The organism is Shewanella mangrovi (assembly GCF_000753795.1).
In the GTDB taxonomy this organism is placed as follows: Bacteria; Pseudomonadota; Gammaproteobacteria; order Enterobacterales; family Shewanellaceae; genus Shewanella; species Shewanella mangrovi.
In genome coordinates, this window is record NZ_JPEO01000018.1 from 1 (window position 1) to 14,818 (window position 14,818).

Here is a 14,818-nt window from a genome sequence, read left to right on the forward strand (position 1 = left end):
CCATAGGAGGTGGTTTAAGGGTGACAAAAAACGGCACAGCGAATGCTGTGCCGATATTCTTGCTTATTTGTTTAGCCGCCGAAGTCATCCAACAGAATGTTTTCGTCTTCAACACCTAAATCTTTCAGCATCGCGATAACTGCTGCGTTCATCACTGGAGGTCCACACATATAGAACTCGCAGTCTTCCGGCGCTTCGTGTTGTTTGAGATAGTTCTCATACAACACATTATGAATAAAGCCTGTGTAGCCATTCCAATCGTCCTCTGGTTGAGGATCAGAGAGGGCAACATGCCATTCAAAGTTTTCGTTATCTGCTGCTAAGCCATCAAAATCTTCTACATAGAACATTTCGCGCTTAGAACGAGCACCATACCAGAAGCTTATCTTACGGTTAGTTTTGATACGTTTAAGCTGATCAAAAATATGCGAGCGCATTGGTGCCATACCAGCACCACCACCGATGAAGACCATTTCAGCATCGGTATCTTTCGCAAAGAACTCACCGAATGGGCCAGAAATAGTCACTTTATCACCAGCTTTCAGGCTCCAGATATAAGATGACATCTTACCGCAAGGCAAACTCAAATTACGTGGCGGAGGTGTCGCAATACGTACGTTGAGCATGATGATGCCAAACTCTTCTGGGTAGTTCGCCATTGAATATGCACGAATGGTTTCTTCGTCAACTTTAGATTCAAGTTTGAAGAAACCAAAGTGTTCCCAGTCGCCACGATATTTTTCCGGTACGTCAAAGTCAGCGTACTTGACGTGGTGTGCTGGCGCTTCAATTTGGATATAACCACCGGCACGGAAAGGTACAGACTCACCATCAGGGATTTGTAGCTTCAGCTCTTTAATGAAGGTCGCTTTGTTATCGTTAGAGATAACTTCACATTCCCACTTCTTAATACCGAAGATGTGTTCATCCAGCTCAATGTCCATGTCAGATTTTACGTTAACCTGACAAGACAAACGGCAGCCGCTACGAGCTTCACCTTTGTTAATGTGGTTTAACTCTGTCGGCAGAATATCTCCGCCACCAGACTTCACAATCACACGGCATTGGCCACACGAACCACCACCACCACAGGCAGATGATACGAAGATGCCATTATTGGCTAACGCACCCAGCAACTTGCCACCCGCTTGGGTAGTGATTGCCTTGTCAGGGTCGTTATTGATTGAAATTGTAATATCGCCTTCCGATACCAGCTTAGACTTAGCGAACAAAATCACTAACACCAACACCAGTACGATGGCGGTAAACATACTCACACCGAGATAAACCTCAAGTGGAGTGGACTTAAAAATACCAAGAATATCCATTAACTTATCCTTAGAAGGTCCAAATAGGGTGTTTTCGCTGATCTACTATAGAGATACACCGGAAAACGACATGAAGCCCAAGGCCATCAGACCCGCGGTAAGGAAAGTAACCCCCAAACCACGTAACCCAGCAGGGACGTCTGCGTACTTAAGTTTTTCACGAATACCCGCCATCAGCACAATTGCCAGCGCCCAACCAGCGCCAGAACCGAAACCGAATACGACACTTTCACCCAAGGTGTAATCGCGTTCCACCATGAAAGACACCGCACCAAAAATTGCGCAGTTCACGGTAATCAACGGTAGGAAGATACCCAGCGCGTTGTACAGTGGTGGAAAGTACTTATCCAAAGCCATTTCCAGAATCTGTACCAGTGCCGCAATCACCCCAATAAAGGTAATGAACTTCAAAAAGCTCAGGTCTGCATCAGGGAAGCCTGCCCAGTCTAAAGCACCAGGCGCTAACAGCCCTTGATAGATAATTTGGTTTACGGGTACAGAGATACTCATTACCACGATAACCGCAACACCCAGACCGATGGCTGTATCGACTTTCTTCGATACCGCCAAAAAGGTACACATACCAAGGAAGAAGGACAGCGCCATGTTTTCAATGAAAACAGAACGGATCAACAAACTAATATAATGTTCCATTATGCTTATCCTTTCGCTTCTACTTGTTCAGGCTTGTAGGTGCGCAGCGCCCAAATCACGAAAGAGATCAGGAAGAAGGCACTTGGCGGCAACAGCAACAGACCATTTGGTTGATACCAACCACCGTCGGAGATCTTCTGCAGAATTTGCACACCGAACAGTGAACCGCTACCCAGTAATTCCCGGAAGAAGCCAACTGTCAGCAGAATCGCACCATAACCCAGACCGTTACCGATACCATCCATGAAGCTCATCATTGGCGGTGACTTCATCGCGTATGCTTCAGCACGTCCCATTACGATACAGTTGGTAATAATCAACCCAACGAACACCGACAACTGTTTCGAAACGTTGTAGGCATAGGCCTGCAGGAACTGATCCACCACAATTACCAGCGAAGCAATAATGGTCATTTGCACAATGATCCGCACGCTGTTTGGAATATGGTTACGGATAAGTGAGATAAATAGGTTGGAAAAGGCTGTTACGGCAGTCAGTGCCAGAGCCATTACCAAAGCAGTTTCCATTTTGCTGGTTACCGCTAGCGCACTACAAATCCCCAGTACCTGCAACGCAATTGGGTTATTGCTGAGAATAGGTCCAGTAAGAACCTGTTTGAGATCATTAGCTTCAGCCATTAGCTCAATCCTCCATTGCGTGCTTTCTTAATGAAGTTAGCAAACCCTTCATTCCCCAACCAGAAGGTCAGTGTATGTTGGACACCATTGCTGGTCAGCGTGGCGCCAGACAGTGCATCGACACCATAAGGTGTTTCTGCTACTGCAGGGTTTTTCGTCACAGTAATTGCGATGTTGCCTTGCTCGTCAAATAGCTTCTTACCATGCCATTTGGCTTTCCATTTTGGATTTTCAACTTCGCCGCCCAGCCCTGGCGTTTCACCTTGGCTGTAATACACCAAATTTTGCACTGTGTTCAGATCTGGCTCAACAGCCAAGAAGGCATACATAGTTGACCAGAGACCATAGCCATGGACGGGTAAAATAACACTGGTAAGCTTGCCAGATTCATCATGTACCAGATAGATAACAGCGTTATCTGCTACACGCTTAATTGAGGCAATATCATGTTCAGGCTTAGAAGATGTTTCGGGGTCGCGTGATACTTTCTGTTGATCATAAGTATCACCATCAACGCCTGCGACTTCTTCGCCTGTTTTTAAGTTGATGACTTTGGCTTCTACGAACTTCTCATAGGTTGCCAAAATCTCTTTTTTGCTGACCTGAGACTTGCTGTCAATCAGGTTAGCAGCTTCAAGAATGTATTTTTGCTTATCGAGTAACTTGTTTTCTTGCTGCGTAGGTTTTAATAACACCGCGGCGGTCGATACGAAGATCGAGCAGATAAAACACAAGCCGATAACAATAAATACCGTCCGAGCGAACGTTTCCTTATTCTTAGCCACGGGCAATCCTCCGTTTGATATTCGCCTGAACGACAAAATGGTCAAACAATGGGGCAAACAGGTTAGCGAACAGAATCGCCAACATCATGCCTTCTGGGAAAGCAGGGTTGACTACGCGGATAAACACTACCATCGCGCCTATCAAAAAGCCGTATGCCCATTTCGCCTTGTTGGTAAAGGATGCAGATACTGGGTCGGTCGCCATAAACATCATACCGAAGGCAAAACCACCCAATACCAAGTGCCAGTACCACGGCATAGCAAACATCGGATTAGTGTCGGAGCTAATTACATTCAGTAGCAGAGAAATCGCAATCATCCCCGCCATAACACCACCGACAATGCGCCAAGATGCGATACGAGTGTAGATAATCACTAAGCCGCCCAGCAAAATTGCTAAGGTAGAAACTTCACCTACGGAGCCTGGAATCATACCCAAGAAAGCATTCCACCAGCTTTGGTCTAAGGCGTAGCTCATGTTACCTGCCGCTGCTTTACTCAATGCAGTAGCACCAGAGAATCCGTCAGCCACCACCCAAGTGGTATCACCTGACATATTCAGTGGGTAAGCAAAGAACAAGAAGGCACGTCCAGCCAACGCAGGGTTCAAGAAGTTACGTCCGGTACCACCAAACACTTCTTTCGCGACAACCACACCAAAGCTGATACCTAAGGCAACCATCCACAATGGAATTGTCGCTGGCAGCGTCAGCGCAAATAGCACAGAAGTCACGAAGAAGCCTTCGTTAATCTCATGACCACGTACCGAGGCGAACACCACTTCCCATATGCCACCGACCGCAAAGGTAACAGCATAAATGGGCAGGAAGAAACAGGCGCCATACCACATTAAGCCTGCCCAACCAGTATTGGCAGTCAATTCACCACCCAGTAATTGGAACAGACCCACTTGCCAAACGTCTGGCGAACCAAAGCCCGCCGCCAGCGCCAGTTGCGCCTGTAAACCTACGTTATACATACCGACGAACATTGCAGGAAATGTGCAAGCCCATACGGTAATCATCATACGTTTCAGATCGAGGTTATCACGAACGTGAGTAGCCCCTTTATTGACCTTCCCCGGCGTATAAAATATGGTGGCCGCTGCTTCGTACAGCGCATACCACTTTTCGTATTTACCGCCTTTTTCGAACTGCGGTTCAATACGTTCAAGAAAATCTTTTAAACTCATAGACCTTCCCTCTCGATAGTATCGAGGCAATCACGCAGATAGGTGCCGTAGTCATACTTACCTGGGCATACAAAGGTACACAAAGCCAGGTCTTCTTCATCTAACTCCAGCGCACCTAACGCCGCAGCGCCATCGGTGTCTCCCGACAGCAGGTCGCGAAGCAACATGGTCGGCAAAATATCCATCGGTACTACACGCTCATAGTTGCCAATTGGCACCATTGCGCGTTCTGAACCACCGGTGCTGGTTGTCATGTTGAACAACTTTTTCGGGCTCAGATGGCTTAAGAAAGAACGCGTGATAGAGAATTTATCGGCCCCTGGCATTACCCAGCCCAAGAACTCTTTCTCAGTGCCTTCTTCCAGCAACGTCAGTTGCGTCGCATAGCGTCCCATAAAGCAATGAGGGCCACGTGCGTGTGTACCGTGCAGCACAGAACCAGAAACCACACGGACAACACCGTCGGCTTTTTCTGCAGCTACCAGATCTTCTGTGCTTGCGCCCAGAACAGAACGCAACAGTCGAGGTGATTTCGCTTTCGGACCACCAATGGCAAACACACGTTCTACATGTAATTGACCCGAGGTAAATAATTCACCGACGGCAATAACATCTTGATACCCGATATTCCAAACCGTACGTTTTGACGATGCAGGCATCAGGAAGTGAATGTGTGTGCCCGGCAAGCCAGCTGGATGAGGACCAGCAAATTCTTCGACTTGCGCATTGGCTGACGGGATATCGGCACCGGGTGCTTTACAAAGGAAAACTTTGTCTGCAAGACGGGCCAGTACTTTTAGGCCGTTACTGAACGCTGCTTGTTGTTCGGCAATAACAACTTGAGGATCAGCTGCGAGAGGTTGAGTATCAATGGCAGTGACAAAAATCGCTGCGGGAGTAGCATCAATAGCTGGCACTTTACTGAAAGGTCTTGTACGGAATGCTGTCCACAGGCCAGATTCGACCAAGTTTTCCCGTACTTTTTCCGCTTCCAGAGTGTCTAACTGCTGAGCGTTATATTGAGCAAACGAGACGGCATCATCTCCCTCGACCTCAATAACGACAGACTGTAATACACGTTTGGCGCCGCGGTTGATTTCAGTTACTGTGCCACTGGCAAAAGCGGTATATTTTACGCCAGGATTCTTTTTGTCTTCAAAAATCACCTGCCCTTTCAGCACTTTGTCGCCGACACGAACTTTCATGGTCGGACGAAGGCCAATATACTCTTCACCTAATGTAGCTACGTGTTTGATGGCAGGACCATCATGGATAACTTGCTTTGGAGTACCTGCAACAGGTAGATCCAATCCTTTCTTGATTGTAATCATATCCACATGCACTACGTTTTGGAGGAAAGACAATGCGCCGCGTTCCTGTCAATTAGCAGTTATCACAGTTGTAAATCCCTACTGATTGAGCTAGCGCAGATTTATCTCAGAAATGCGATCGCAATCACGTTGAACGGCGGCATTCTAACGCAATTAACAGGCTATCGCCACGAAAATTGTAGTGTTTTTCTGCTGCATAAATATTCGACATATCAGTAACTTCTAACAGATTTTCCTATAAAATCGGCGCCAATTCTTATGGCGCAACAGCATGATTTATAAGAAATTCAGTTAATATTCAGCAAACACTTCAAGCTTCAGGACTAAGCACTAACCGCGCTTATTTGTGCCACCAACCTCCATTTCGCATGCATAAACTACAACTAAAGTCGTATGCGACTTACGAAATTTTATTTCAGCGTTTTAAACAACGCATCACTGTAGAATTCATATTTCGAAATCAGCAATTTCTGCTAGCGTTTTGCCGTTTCGCAGAGGTTATCCAACGTAAATTTTACTTTTACTTTCATTGAATAATCCCAATTCATTACATGTTAGTAACTTAATGCTTTTTTCGCGCAAAAAAAAGCTACCCTTTAGTCTGAGTAGCTAATTAAAATGTTGCTAAATTACAACTTCTGCAGAATCTCGTCGCTGAGCTTGAGTTCATCATTTCGGTTAACTTGCACACCGGCTTTGATGACATCACGAGCAATGCTCTGTGCCTGCTCCAGCGAATGCATGCTGTAGGTTCCGCACTGATATTCGTTCAACTCAGGAATGTCGTTCTGATCTTGTACACCAATCACGTCATTCATCGCGGCAAGCCATGCATCTGCAACACGTTGTTCTGTCGGAGCACCAATTAAGCTCATATAGAAACCGGTACGGCAGCCCATTGGCGAAATATCGATGATTTCTACACCGTTACCATTGAGGTGATCACGCATAAAACCAGCAAACAGATGTTCTAAGGTATGGATACCACGCTCACTTAAAATCGCTTTATTTGGAATGCAAAAACGCAAATCAAATACGGTAATGGTATCACCACCCGGTGTGGTCATGGTTTTTGCAACACGCACCGCAGGCGCATGCATACGAGTATGGTCAACGGTAAAACTGTCTAACAATGGCATTGTTTCAGACCTCTTTCTAAGGTTCTTTATTCACGCTAAAGAACACAATTAATTTTCAATTATCCTTTGCACTTAGGCGATTCTGGCACTTGCTGCTCAGACTGCCATTCAGCGGGCGTGTATGTATGCATTGACAAAGCATGAACGCCATTAGCCAACTCATGAGCTAAAGCTTCATTTACTTTACGATGTCTAGCCAACAGCCGTAAGTCGGCAAACGCTTCACTCACGACAATCACTTTAAAATGGGTTTCAGAATTCGGAGGTACATGATGATTATGACTTTCATTAATCACCTGCAGATGCACTGGCAGCAGCGCTTGCTGCAATTTCTGCTCGATAACGGCCGCAACGGACATGTAGATTCTCACTTGAGCTGACAATTTGCGGCAGGTTACTGCGTGCTCCGCCAAAGATCAATCTTATCGACGGTTTCACGGCTGATGATAAAAAGGCACAATCTGCCGAAAGGTGAAATTCAAACGAGCATCGGTTATTTTTGCCCTCGACGGCAGCGCATGTTGCCAGTCTCGCTGCATCGGCCAACGCATCAATAACAAATCCCCTGCCGCCAACGCAATGCGATGTTTTTCACCACTTTGCTTATGACGAATATCAAAATCACGGGCAGCGCCGAGAGACACCGACGCGATAGTGCTTTGCGGCATTAACTCGGGTTCATCATCACTGTGCCAGCCCATTTTCTCTTGTCCGTTGGCGTAATGATTCACTAACACGCCGTTCAGCTGTAATTGAAACTCTTGATTGAGTTGTTGGCACAGTCGCGCAAGATAATGTGGCCAAGGTAAGGCACGGATCATTAACCCTGAATAGAGATAATCACAGCCTGCGTCCGCAAACCAGGCTTGCGTTCTAGGAATAGCATGCTGCTTACCAAATACGGTTAATTCAGGGCGTGAAAAGGGAAAATGAGCCGCCTCTTGCCAAAGAAGTTGTTGCTGTTTCGACGAAAGATAGCCGCTAAGCAATTGCCAGGGAACATCGGTTTGGCTCTGAGACGGCGCGTCTTCAAATAACGGCATTTGCGATTTGGCAGACATTCGGTTCCCAAGTTAGCTGACTTTCACAACAGGTGATTAGCTTATCGACAAATCCAGCTATTCGCTAATCCGCAGGCGATCTGCGATAATTGCGCCATTCAATCTTTGCCGCGTTTTGCCATGACCAACCAGTTCCAATTTAACAATATTACGCTTGAACTTAACCGCTATCCCGCCAATTCAAACGATAATCTGCAAGCGTGGGATGCTGCCGATGAGCATCTGCTAAAACAGCTAAATGCCGACGTAGCCCAACAATCCCTGCTGCTAATGAATGATAGCTTTGGCGCTTTGTTGTGTGCGTTAAAAAAGCAGTTCGTTGATTGTCATCTAACATGGTTTTCAGATGCCAAAACCAGTTTGCTCGGTTGCCAGCAAAACCTACAACACAACCAACTCAGTGAAAGCGATATTGACTGGTTGCATCCACTGCAAACGCCCGTAACAGCGCCAACAATTGTGCTGCTAAAACTCCCTAAAAATCTCAATTACTTTGTCGAACAGCTACGAATGTTAACTCAGTGGCTAGCGCCAGAAAGCCAATTGCTCATCGGTGCCAAAGCGAAAAATATTAACCAAGCCCTGCTTCATAGCATTGAGGTAAATTTTGGCAGCGCATCGGCCAGCTTAGCTTGGAAAAAAACACGTGTTATCAGTGCCAAGTTTGACGGTAAGCGCCGTGCAATACCTGAGATTCAGCGCTGGCAAACCGAAGATGGAATTAAGCTTATCGGCTTAGCCAACGTATTCGCTGCCAGCAAGCTAGATATTGGCGCGCGTTTGATGTTAGCGCATTACCCTGAAGGAAATTTCAAACATGTTGTCGATTTAGGCTGTGGTAACGGTGTTCTGGGGCTGCAAGCCGCTTTGCGTTATCCGCAGGCCCATATCCATTTTGTCGATGATTCATTCGAAGCGGTAAGCAGTGCTGAACAAGGCTGGCATGCTAATCAACTAGACACTCATCGAGGTCATTTTCACTGGGACGATTGTCTGACGCATCTGCCGACTGAGCAGGCACCAGATTTGATCTTATGTAATCCGCCATTTCACCAAGGCGAGGCCATTACCGATCATATCGCCTGGCAAATGTTTATGGACGCTAAAAAACGCCTTATTGACGGGGGCATGTTACAAGTCGTCGGCAATCGCCACTTAGGCTACCACGTCAAACTCAAACGCCTATTCGGTAACTGCACCACAGTCGCAAGCAATCAAAAATTTGTTATTTTACGGAGCATTAAGTAACAACCTCTTAAAAACTGTTTATTTGATGTGCAAGAAAGGTATAGGATGATGCTTGATTAGGAATCGTTTTAGTAATCAAAGGAGTGTTGATGAAACGAAGCATCATCCTGCTGTTTTCATGCCTAGCAATGTCGTTTTTCGCCCATTCAAAAACAGCAGAAATCTACCAACAATTCGCTACTCTACCCATCATGCAATCACCCACTATCTCCCCTGACGGCGATAGTATTGCCGCGGTTTATAACGGCAAAGACGGCCCACAAGTGGTGCTGATGAAATTCCCGACCATTCAGTTCACGCCGTTGGCACAATTGAGTCGCGGTAAAGACAGAATTGAAACCCTGGCATGGTCAGGTAATCGTTATCTTATTATCGGCGCTTCATATCCGGAGTATTACCGAGGCGATACTTTTAGGGTGCAACGTTTATATCGACTCGATATCAAGACCAAGGATATTCGTGAGCTGTCTAACTCTAAAAACCGCAAAGAGACCTTCTTCAAATACGTCAATTACTCGCTTGCTTCGACGCTAAGAGATGATCCGGAACACATCCTCGTGAGCACTTATGACCAGCGTGATGATTACTACACACTGTTCAAAGTAACCCTAGAGAACGGCACTTACGAAAAGTATTTCACCAATGAAGAAAAGCTTGATTCGCTGCGGACCGATATAGAGGGCAACATTCGGGTTGGTGTCAAAATCGAAAAGCTCAAGGGCAGCGAGAAGCATGAAAAAACCATTTGGTATCGTGACTCGCTTGATGAGCCAATGAAGAAAATCCACAGCCGCATTCTAGGTGAAGGTGAAACCTTTGATATTGTGGCGCTTAGCGATGATAACGTTCATGCTTATGTGATCAGTGACCGCGAAAATGCGCGCCAAGCCTTATGGCTCTACAACATCAAAACCAATGAGTTTGAAAAGGAGCTGTTCAGTCATCCTAAATACGATGTTGCGGGGGTTATTCACGACAACGAAGGCAAAGTGGTTGGCGTTTATTACTACGATGACTACGAGCGTCAGTACTTTTTCAACCAGCAACAAGATCAGTTGACCACTGTCGCACAAAATCTGTTACCAAAGGCGCAGGTATATATTGTCACCAGTTCCAAAGACCAAAAGCGCTTTATGTTTAGCGCACAATCACCCGAACGCGTCCCCGTTTATTACTACGTCGATTTGCGCCAGCAAAAAGCAGGAGCTTGGCTCGCCAGTTACCCAAATCTCGTTAAGACCCAACTTGCGGAACCGCAAAAATTTGAGTTTGCCGCTAGTGATGGCATGCAGCTGAACGGTTATTTAACTTTGCCACATGGCGTGAAAAACCCACCACTCATTGTGTTTCCACACGGCGGTCCCACATCACGCGACACCAAATACTACAGTCCTTTTGTGCAATATTTTGCCGCCAAAGGTTATGCAGTGATGCAGGTCAATTTCCGCGGTTCAGAAGGCTTTGGTAACCACTATGAGACTTCAGGCTACTTTGAATGGGGCAAACGCATGCAGCGTGACGTCGATGATGCCACCGACTACGTGCTAGCCAATTATCCGGTCGCAAAGCATAAATCGTGTCTTGTTGGCGCTAGCTATGGAGGTTATGTCGCATTGACTGAGGCATTTCAGCGACCTGATAAATTCGATTGTTATATCAGCATTGCTGGTATCGCAGATTTAAAGGACTTGGTCGAACATGAGCGTCGCGATGATAACTTTATCAAGAACATAGTGCCGGATGAAGACTCGGATACTGTAGATAAATTGACTGAAGTATCTGCCGCCTATCATATCAACGAAATCAAGAAGCCAATATTGCTGATCCATGGCACTAAAGATACTCAGGTGAGTTATCACCAGTCAGAAGAGTTCTACAGTAAGGCCAAAAGCAGAATCGATATTGAGTATGTCGAAATCGACAACATGACCCACTATCTCGATGACGCAGAAGGCCGAATGGAAACCTTTAAAGCTATAGATGAATTTCTCGATAAACATCTGTAATAGTAAAAAAGCCTGACGTCATGTCAGGCTTTTTTATGTTAGGCATGTATACGTCGGCGCCAAACCACAAACGCCAATCCCAACAGACCAAGTAGTGACAGACTACCACCCTCCACCACAACGGTTTCTTGATAACCATAGTCTTGATCGCGGTTGTAACTTTGCAATGGCAATGCATACAGACTGTTAGTATCGTCACTGCTGATAGTGGCAACGATGTCGTCATAACCAACTTCATACAGATCAATCAGAATGTCGTAGTGATCAGTGGGATAACCAGTGTCCAAACTCGTCACGACTTCATAACTATCAAAGGCACTTTCACCCTGCAGATAAAACACGTCTGTGGTATGCAGATAAACCCAATCACCGCCATTTCTGCTGGTATAAATCACCGCATATACGGGCACTTGCTCATCCACGTATGCACCATAAACGTCAGCATCAAAGTTTATCGAGAACGAGTGATAAAAGCCGTCATAGTTGTCGTCACTGAGTAAATACGTGTCGGCACTGTAGAAGGAAAATTCGTGATAATAACTATGTAAGGTCTGGCTGGATATTGACTGCACTTTGGATTTATCCGCAGTGCCCGATTTCGCCGCTATCTCACGTTGCTTAGCGTCGCGACTGATTGACTCCAGCACAACCGCTGCTGAGCTTTGCTGCTGCAGCTGGGTCGATGTTTTTTCACGCTCAGCATTGGCTTTATCGCCATTAACACCATACTCGATAATGTTTACCGATGCCTGCTCTGTGGCATTTGCAACTTGTGCCCATGAGATACTCAGCAATAGCATTGCAGCATAGCCTAATGTTTTCATATCCATTACCCTCTTATCTGAGATTTAGGACCATTAAACCTTTGAGCTAATGAACAAAAGATGAATGAAAATGTTCAGCCGATGTTCATCTTGCTGACGAATAATGGCAGGGCAAGGATTCACTACCTGGAAAGATTTCATCCTCTCGCAGGATCTTTTACACTGATATTAAATCTTTTAAGAGCCTTGGTTATGACACAGCGTTTTTTTAAAAATCCCACCCGATTCAGCTATCTAATAGCTGTGCTGTTACTGTGTCTGCTGCAACCTAATTTTTCCTATGCTAAACACGATAAAGGTAACCACCAGCGACAATCACAAAAGCTGAGTGTCACCAATAGCAACCAAGCCGCACAGTTAGCCAAAAGCCGCTATGGCGGTAGAGTGTTGAAAGTCAGCCGCCATAAAATGGGTGGCGATCCTGCCTTTAAAGTTAAGTTAGTGACCAATGATGGTCGTATCATCTATGTCAGCGTCAATGCTGTTACTGGCTCGGTAAACTAAGGAAGGTCAAGCATGCGGATTTTGTTAGTAGAAGATGACCTCGATTTACAACAGAACCTAAAGCAACACCTACTCGAAGCAAACTACGGCGTAGACACCGCTGCCGATGGTGAAGACGGTCTCTTTCTCGGCACGGAATATCCCTATGACGCCGCCATTATTGATATTGGTTTACCTAAACTCAATGGCATTCAAGTGATCGAAGCCTTACGCAAGCAGCAATGTGACTTTCCGATATTAATTCTCACTGCACGTGACAGTTGGCAAGATAAGGTTGAAGGACTCGATGCCGGCGCAGATGATTATCTAACTAAGCCGTTTCATCCGATGGAATTAATTGCCCGCATGAAAGCGCTAATTCGACGTTCGGCAGGCAAGGCAAGCCCTATCACCCAAAACGGCCCTCTGACCATCAACACGAGCTCCGCCGAAGTCCGCTTAAATGATAAGGCGGTTAATCTCAGCGCCTCAGAATATCGCTTGCTCGAGTACCTGTTTCTGCATATTGGCGTGGTGCAATCAAAGAGTGATTTGATTGAACATCTCTATGATCAGGACTTCGACTTGGATTCTAACGTGATTGAAGTTTTTGTCCGCCGTCTGCGCAAAAAGCTCGATCCTGAAAATAAGCTCAACCTAATCGAAACCTTGCGTGGCCAAGGATATCGCATGAATCAACTGGCAACTGACTGAGTTAAGGATACAAATGTCACCGCCTGAACGCCCGTCCCTGTCTCTCAAAAGCCGCATTATCGCCAGTGCGCTGTTTTTAAACCTGATCCTCGTACCACTGATTGGCATGGCATTGTCTGATGCGTTTCGAGTAGAAATGACCGACGCAGAGCAAAGTGAAATGAGCGCTGCTATGTATGGCATTCTGGCACTAGCTGAGATGGAAGATGACGAGCTGGTGTTACCAGCGATGTTGCAAGATAAGCAGTTTAACGTCGACCAGTCGGGACTGTATGCATTAGTCACTAACGAACATGGTGACATTCTGTGGCAGTCCGCCTCTTTACTCGGGATGAACTTGCCGCAAAAGCTGCCATTTCCGGCGCTTGGTGAGCGCAAGTTCAGCGAGATTAACTTTAATAATAAGCCCCATTTTCTATTCAGTTTTAGTGCCGGATTTGCGGCAACAACAGCAACCGAAAAGCCACTGAATTTTGCCGTACACATCATCAAAACCGAGGACGCCTTAGAATTAACACAGGCGGAATTCACCCAAAAAATCTGGCATTGGCTGTTTATCCTGATGGCGATTTTATTGTTGATACAAGGCGGATGGCTGTGGTGGACCTTGTGGCCAATCGCGCGCTTTCGCAAAGAGTTAACCGCCGTTGAACAAGGCCAGCAGCAACATATTAACAGCCGATATCCGAGCGAACTGGCCAAAGTGGCTGAGCAAATCAACCTGTTAATCTCCAACGAACAACGTCAACGACAACGCTATCGCAATGCGCTGTCTGACTTGGCTCACTCGCTGAAAACCCCGCTTGCCGTGTTATCCAGTATTAAGCAACTTCCTGCCGAGGCGCAGGAACCAATCAACAACATCAGCGCTAATATCAGTCATCAGTTAAAACGGGCGCAGTCATCGGGCAATGCCGCCTGGCATAAAGGGATTGATGTTGCCCCAATTGCGCAGCGATTAGCGCGCACCCTGCCGAAAATCCATCACGAAAAACAACTCTCGATTGAGCTCAACATCGAAAACAATCCACTCTTTTATGGTGAAGAAGGCGACTTAACGGAATTGCTCGGTAACCTATTAGACAATGCCTGCAAAGCCGCTAAACAGCGCATCAGATTGAGTGCCAGCAAGCAGCAAGGCGAATTACACTTGGTCATTGAAGATGACGGTCCCGGTATTGCTGAAGAATTACGTGAGGCAATTTTTCAACGCGGTGTCAGAGCCGATACTTACGACAAAGGCCACGGTGTAGGGTTAGCCATCGTCAAAGATTTACTGACTACCTATCAGGGCCGTTGGCAGATTGAGCGTTCCCAAAAGCTCGGCGGAGCGCAATTTACTATCCAATTGCCTAAATAAATCGATCTTTTTTTGAGCTTTCAGCTTATGTTCATCTTGCGTTGCGTAAGCTCAA

At 46.2% G+C, this 14,818-nt stretch carries 15 protein-coding genes; 5 read left to right on the forward strand and 10 right to left on the reverse strand.

What is annotated here, in order from left to right; translation table 11 throughout:
- Positions 1-71: 71 nt before the first annotated feature.
- The 9 genes from nqrF to HR45_RS15920 all read right to left on the reverse strand — a co-directional run bounded on the left by nqrF (position 72) and on the right by HR45_RS15920 (position 8,128).
- Positions 72-1,328: an NADH:ubiquinone reductase (Na(+)-transporting) subunit F gene (gene nqrF / locus HR45_RS15880; protein WP_037444932.1), complete on the reverse strand. Its 1,257-nt coding sequence runs from the start codon at positions 1,326-1,328 to the stop codon at positions 72-74.
- A gap of 45 nt (positions 1,329-1,373) precedes the next feature.
- Positions 1,374-1,982 (reverse strand): NADH:ubiquinone reductase (Na(+)-transporting) subunit E, encoded by a 609-nt coding sequence (nqrE, locus tag HR45_RS15885; protein ID WP_037444934.1) that lies wholly within the window; start codon positions 1,980-1,982, stop codon positions 1,374-1,376.
- A gap of 5 nt (positions 1,983-1,987) precedes the next feature.
- Entirely contained in the window at positions 1,988-2,620 is a 633-nt protein-coding gene (locus HR45_RS15890; RefSeq protein WP_037444936.1) for an NADH:ubiquinone reductase (Na(+)-transporting) subunit D, read from the reverse strand.
- Entirely contained in the window at positions 2,620-3,405 is a 786-nt protein-coding gene (locus HR45_RS15895; RefSeq protein ID WP_037444938.1) for a Na(+)-translocating NADH-quinone reductase subunit C, read from the reverse strand. The genes HR45_RS15890 and HR45_RS15895 overlap by 1 nt, the downstream gene beginning before the upstream one ends.
- Entirely contained in the window at positions 3,398-4,597 is a 1,200-nt protein-coding gene (locus HR45_RS15900; protein WP_037444939.1) for an NADH:ubiquinone reductase (Na(+)-transporting) subunit B, read from the reverse strand. The genes HR45_RS15895 and HR45_RS15900 overlap by 8 nt, the downstream gene beginning before the upstream one ends.
- Positions 4,594-5,928, reverse strand: coding sequence for a Na(+)-translocating NADH-quinone reductase subunit A (locus HR45_RS15905; RefSeq protein ID WP_037445105.1), 1,335 nt, complete (start codon positions 5,926-5,928; stop codon positions 4,594-4,596). The genes HR45_RS15900 and HR45_RS15905 overlap by 4 nt, the downstream gene beginning before the upstream one ends.
- 629 nt (positions 5,929-6,557) lie before the next feature.
- Positions 6,558-7,067, reverse strand: coding sequence for an S-ribosylhomocysteine lyase (gene luxS / locus HR45_RS15910; RefSeq protein WP_037444940.1), 510 nt, complete (start codon positions 7,065-7,067; stop codon positions 6,558-6,560).
- A gap of 59 nt (positions 7,068-7,126) precedes the next feature.
- Positions 7,127-7,426: a BolA family protein gene (locus HR45_RS15915; RefSeq protein WP_037444945.1), complete on the reverse strand. Its 300-nt coding sequence runs from the start codon at positions 7,424-7,426 to the stop codon at positions 7,127-7,129.
- Between the two features lie 75 nt (positions 7,427-7,501).
- On the reverse strand, positions 7,502-8,128 hold the full coding sequence (locus HR45_RS15920; protein WP_156104091.1) for an alpha-ketoglutarate-dependent dioxygenase AlkB family protein: 627 nt from the start codon (positions 8,126-8,128) through the stop codon (positions 7,502-7,504).
- Between the two features lie 120 nt (positions 8,129-8,248).
- On the opposite strand from HR45_RS15920, the gene HR45_RS15925 reads away from it, so the two are divergent.
- Positions 8,249-9,376: a methyltransferase gene (locus HR45_RS15925; protein ID WP_037445111.1), complete on the forward strand. Its 1,128-nt coding sequence runs from the start codon at positions 8,249-8,251 to the stop codon at positions 9,374-9,376.
- A gap of 89 nt (positions 9,377-9,465) precedes the next feature.
- Complete coding sequence (locus tag HR45_RS15930; RefSeq protein ID WP_052074798.1) at positions 9,466-11,382, forward strand: S9 family peptidase; 1,917 nt, start codon at positions 9,466-9,468, stop codon at positions 11,380-11,382.
- A gap of 38 nt (positions 11,383-11,420) precedes the next feature.
- Here the strand turns inward: HR45_RS15930 and HR45_RS19125 are convergent, their stop codons facing one another.
- Positions 11,421-12,206 carry a choice-of-anchor H family protein gene (locus HR45_RS19125; protein WP_162180662.1) on the reverse strand — a complete coding sequence of 262 codons (786 nt, stop codon included), beginning with the start codon at positions 12,204-12,206 and terminating at the stop codon, positions 11,421-11,423.
- Positions 12,207-12,398: 192 nt separating this feature from the next.
- On the opposite strand from HR45_RS19125, the gene HR45_RS15940 reads away from it, so the two are divergent.
- From HR45_RS15940 to HR45_RS15950, 3 genes are read left to right on the forward strand one after another with little or no spacing between them, the layout of a single operon-like run.
- Positions 12,399-12,710 carry a PepSY domain-containing protein gene (locus tag HR45_RS15940; RefSeq protein ID WP_241461146.1) on the forward strand — a complete coding sequence of 104 codons (312 nt, stop codon included), beginning with the start codon at positions 12,399-12,401 and terminating at the stop codon, positions 12,708-12,710.
- Between the two features lie 12 nt (positions 12,711-12,722).
- Positions 12,723-13,403 carry a response regulator transcription factor gene (locus tag HR45_RS15945; RefSeq protein ID WP_037444948.1) on the forward strand — a complete coding sequence of 227 codons (681 nt, stop codon included), beginning with the start codon at positions 12,723-12,725 and terminating at the stop codon, positions 13,401-13,403.
- A 13-nt stretch (positions 13,404-13,416) separates the two neighbouring features.
- Entirely contained in the window at positions 13,417-14,763 is a 1,347-nt protein-coding gene (locus HR45_RS15950) for an ATP-binding protein (protein WP_037444949.1), read from the forward strand.
- Positions 14,764-14,818: the final 55 nt, after the last annotated feature.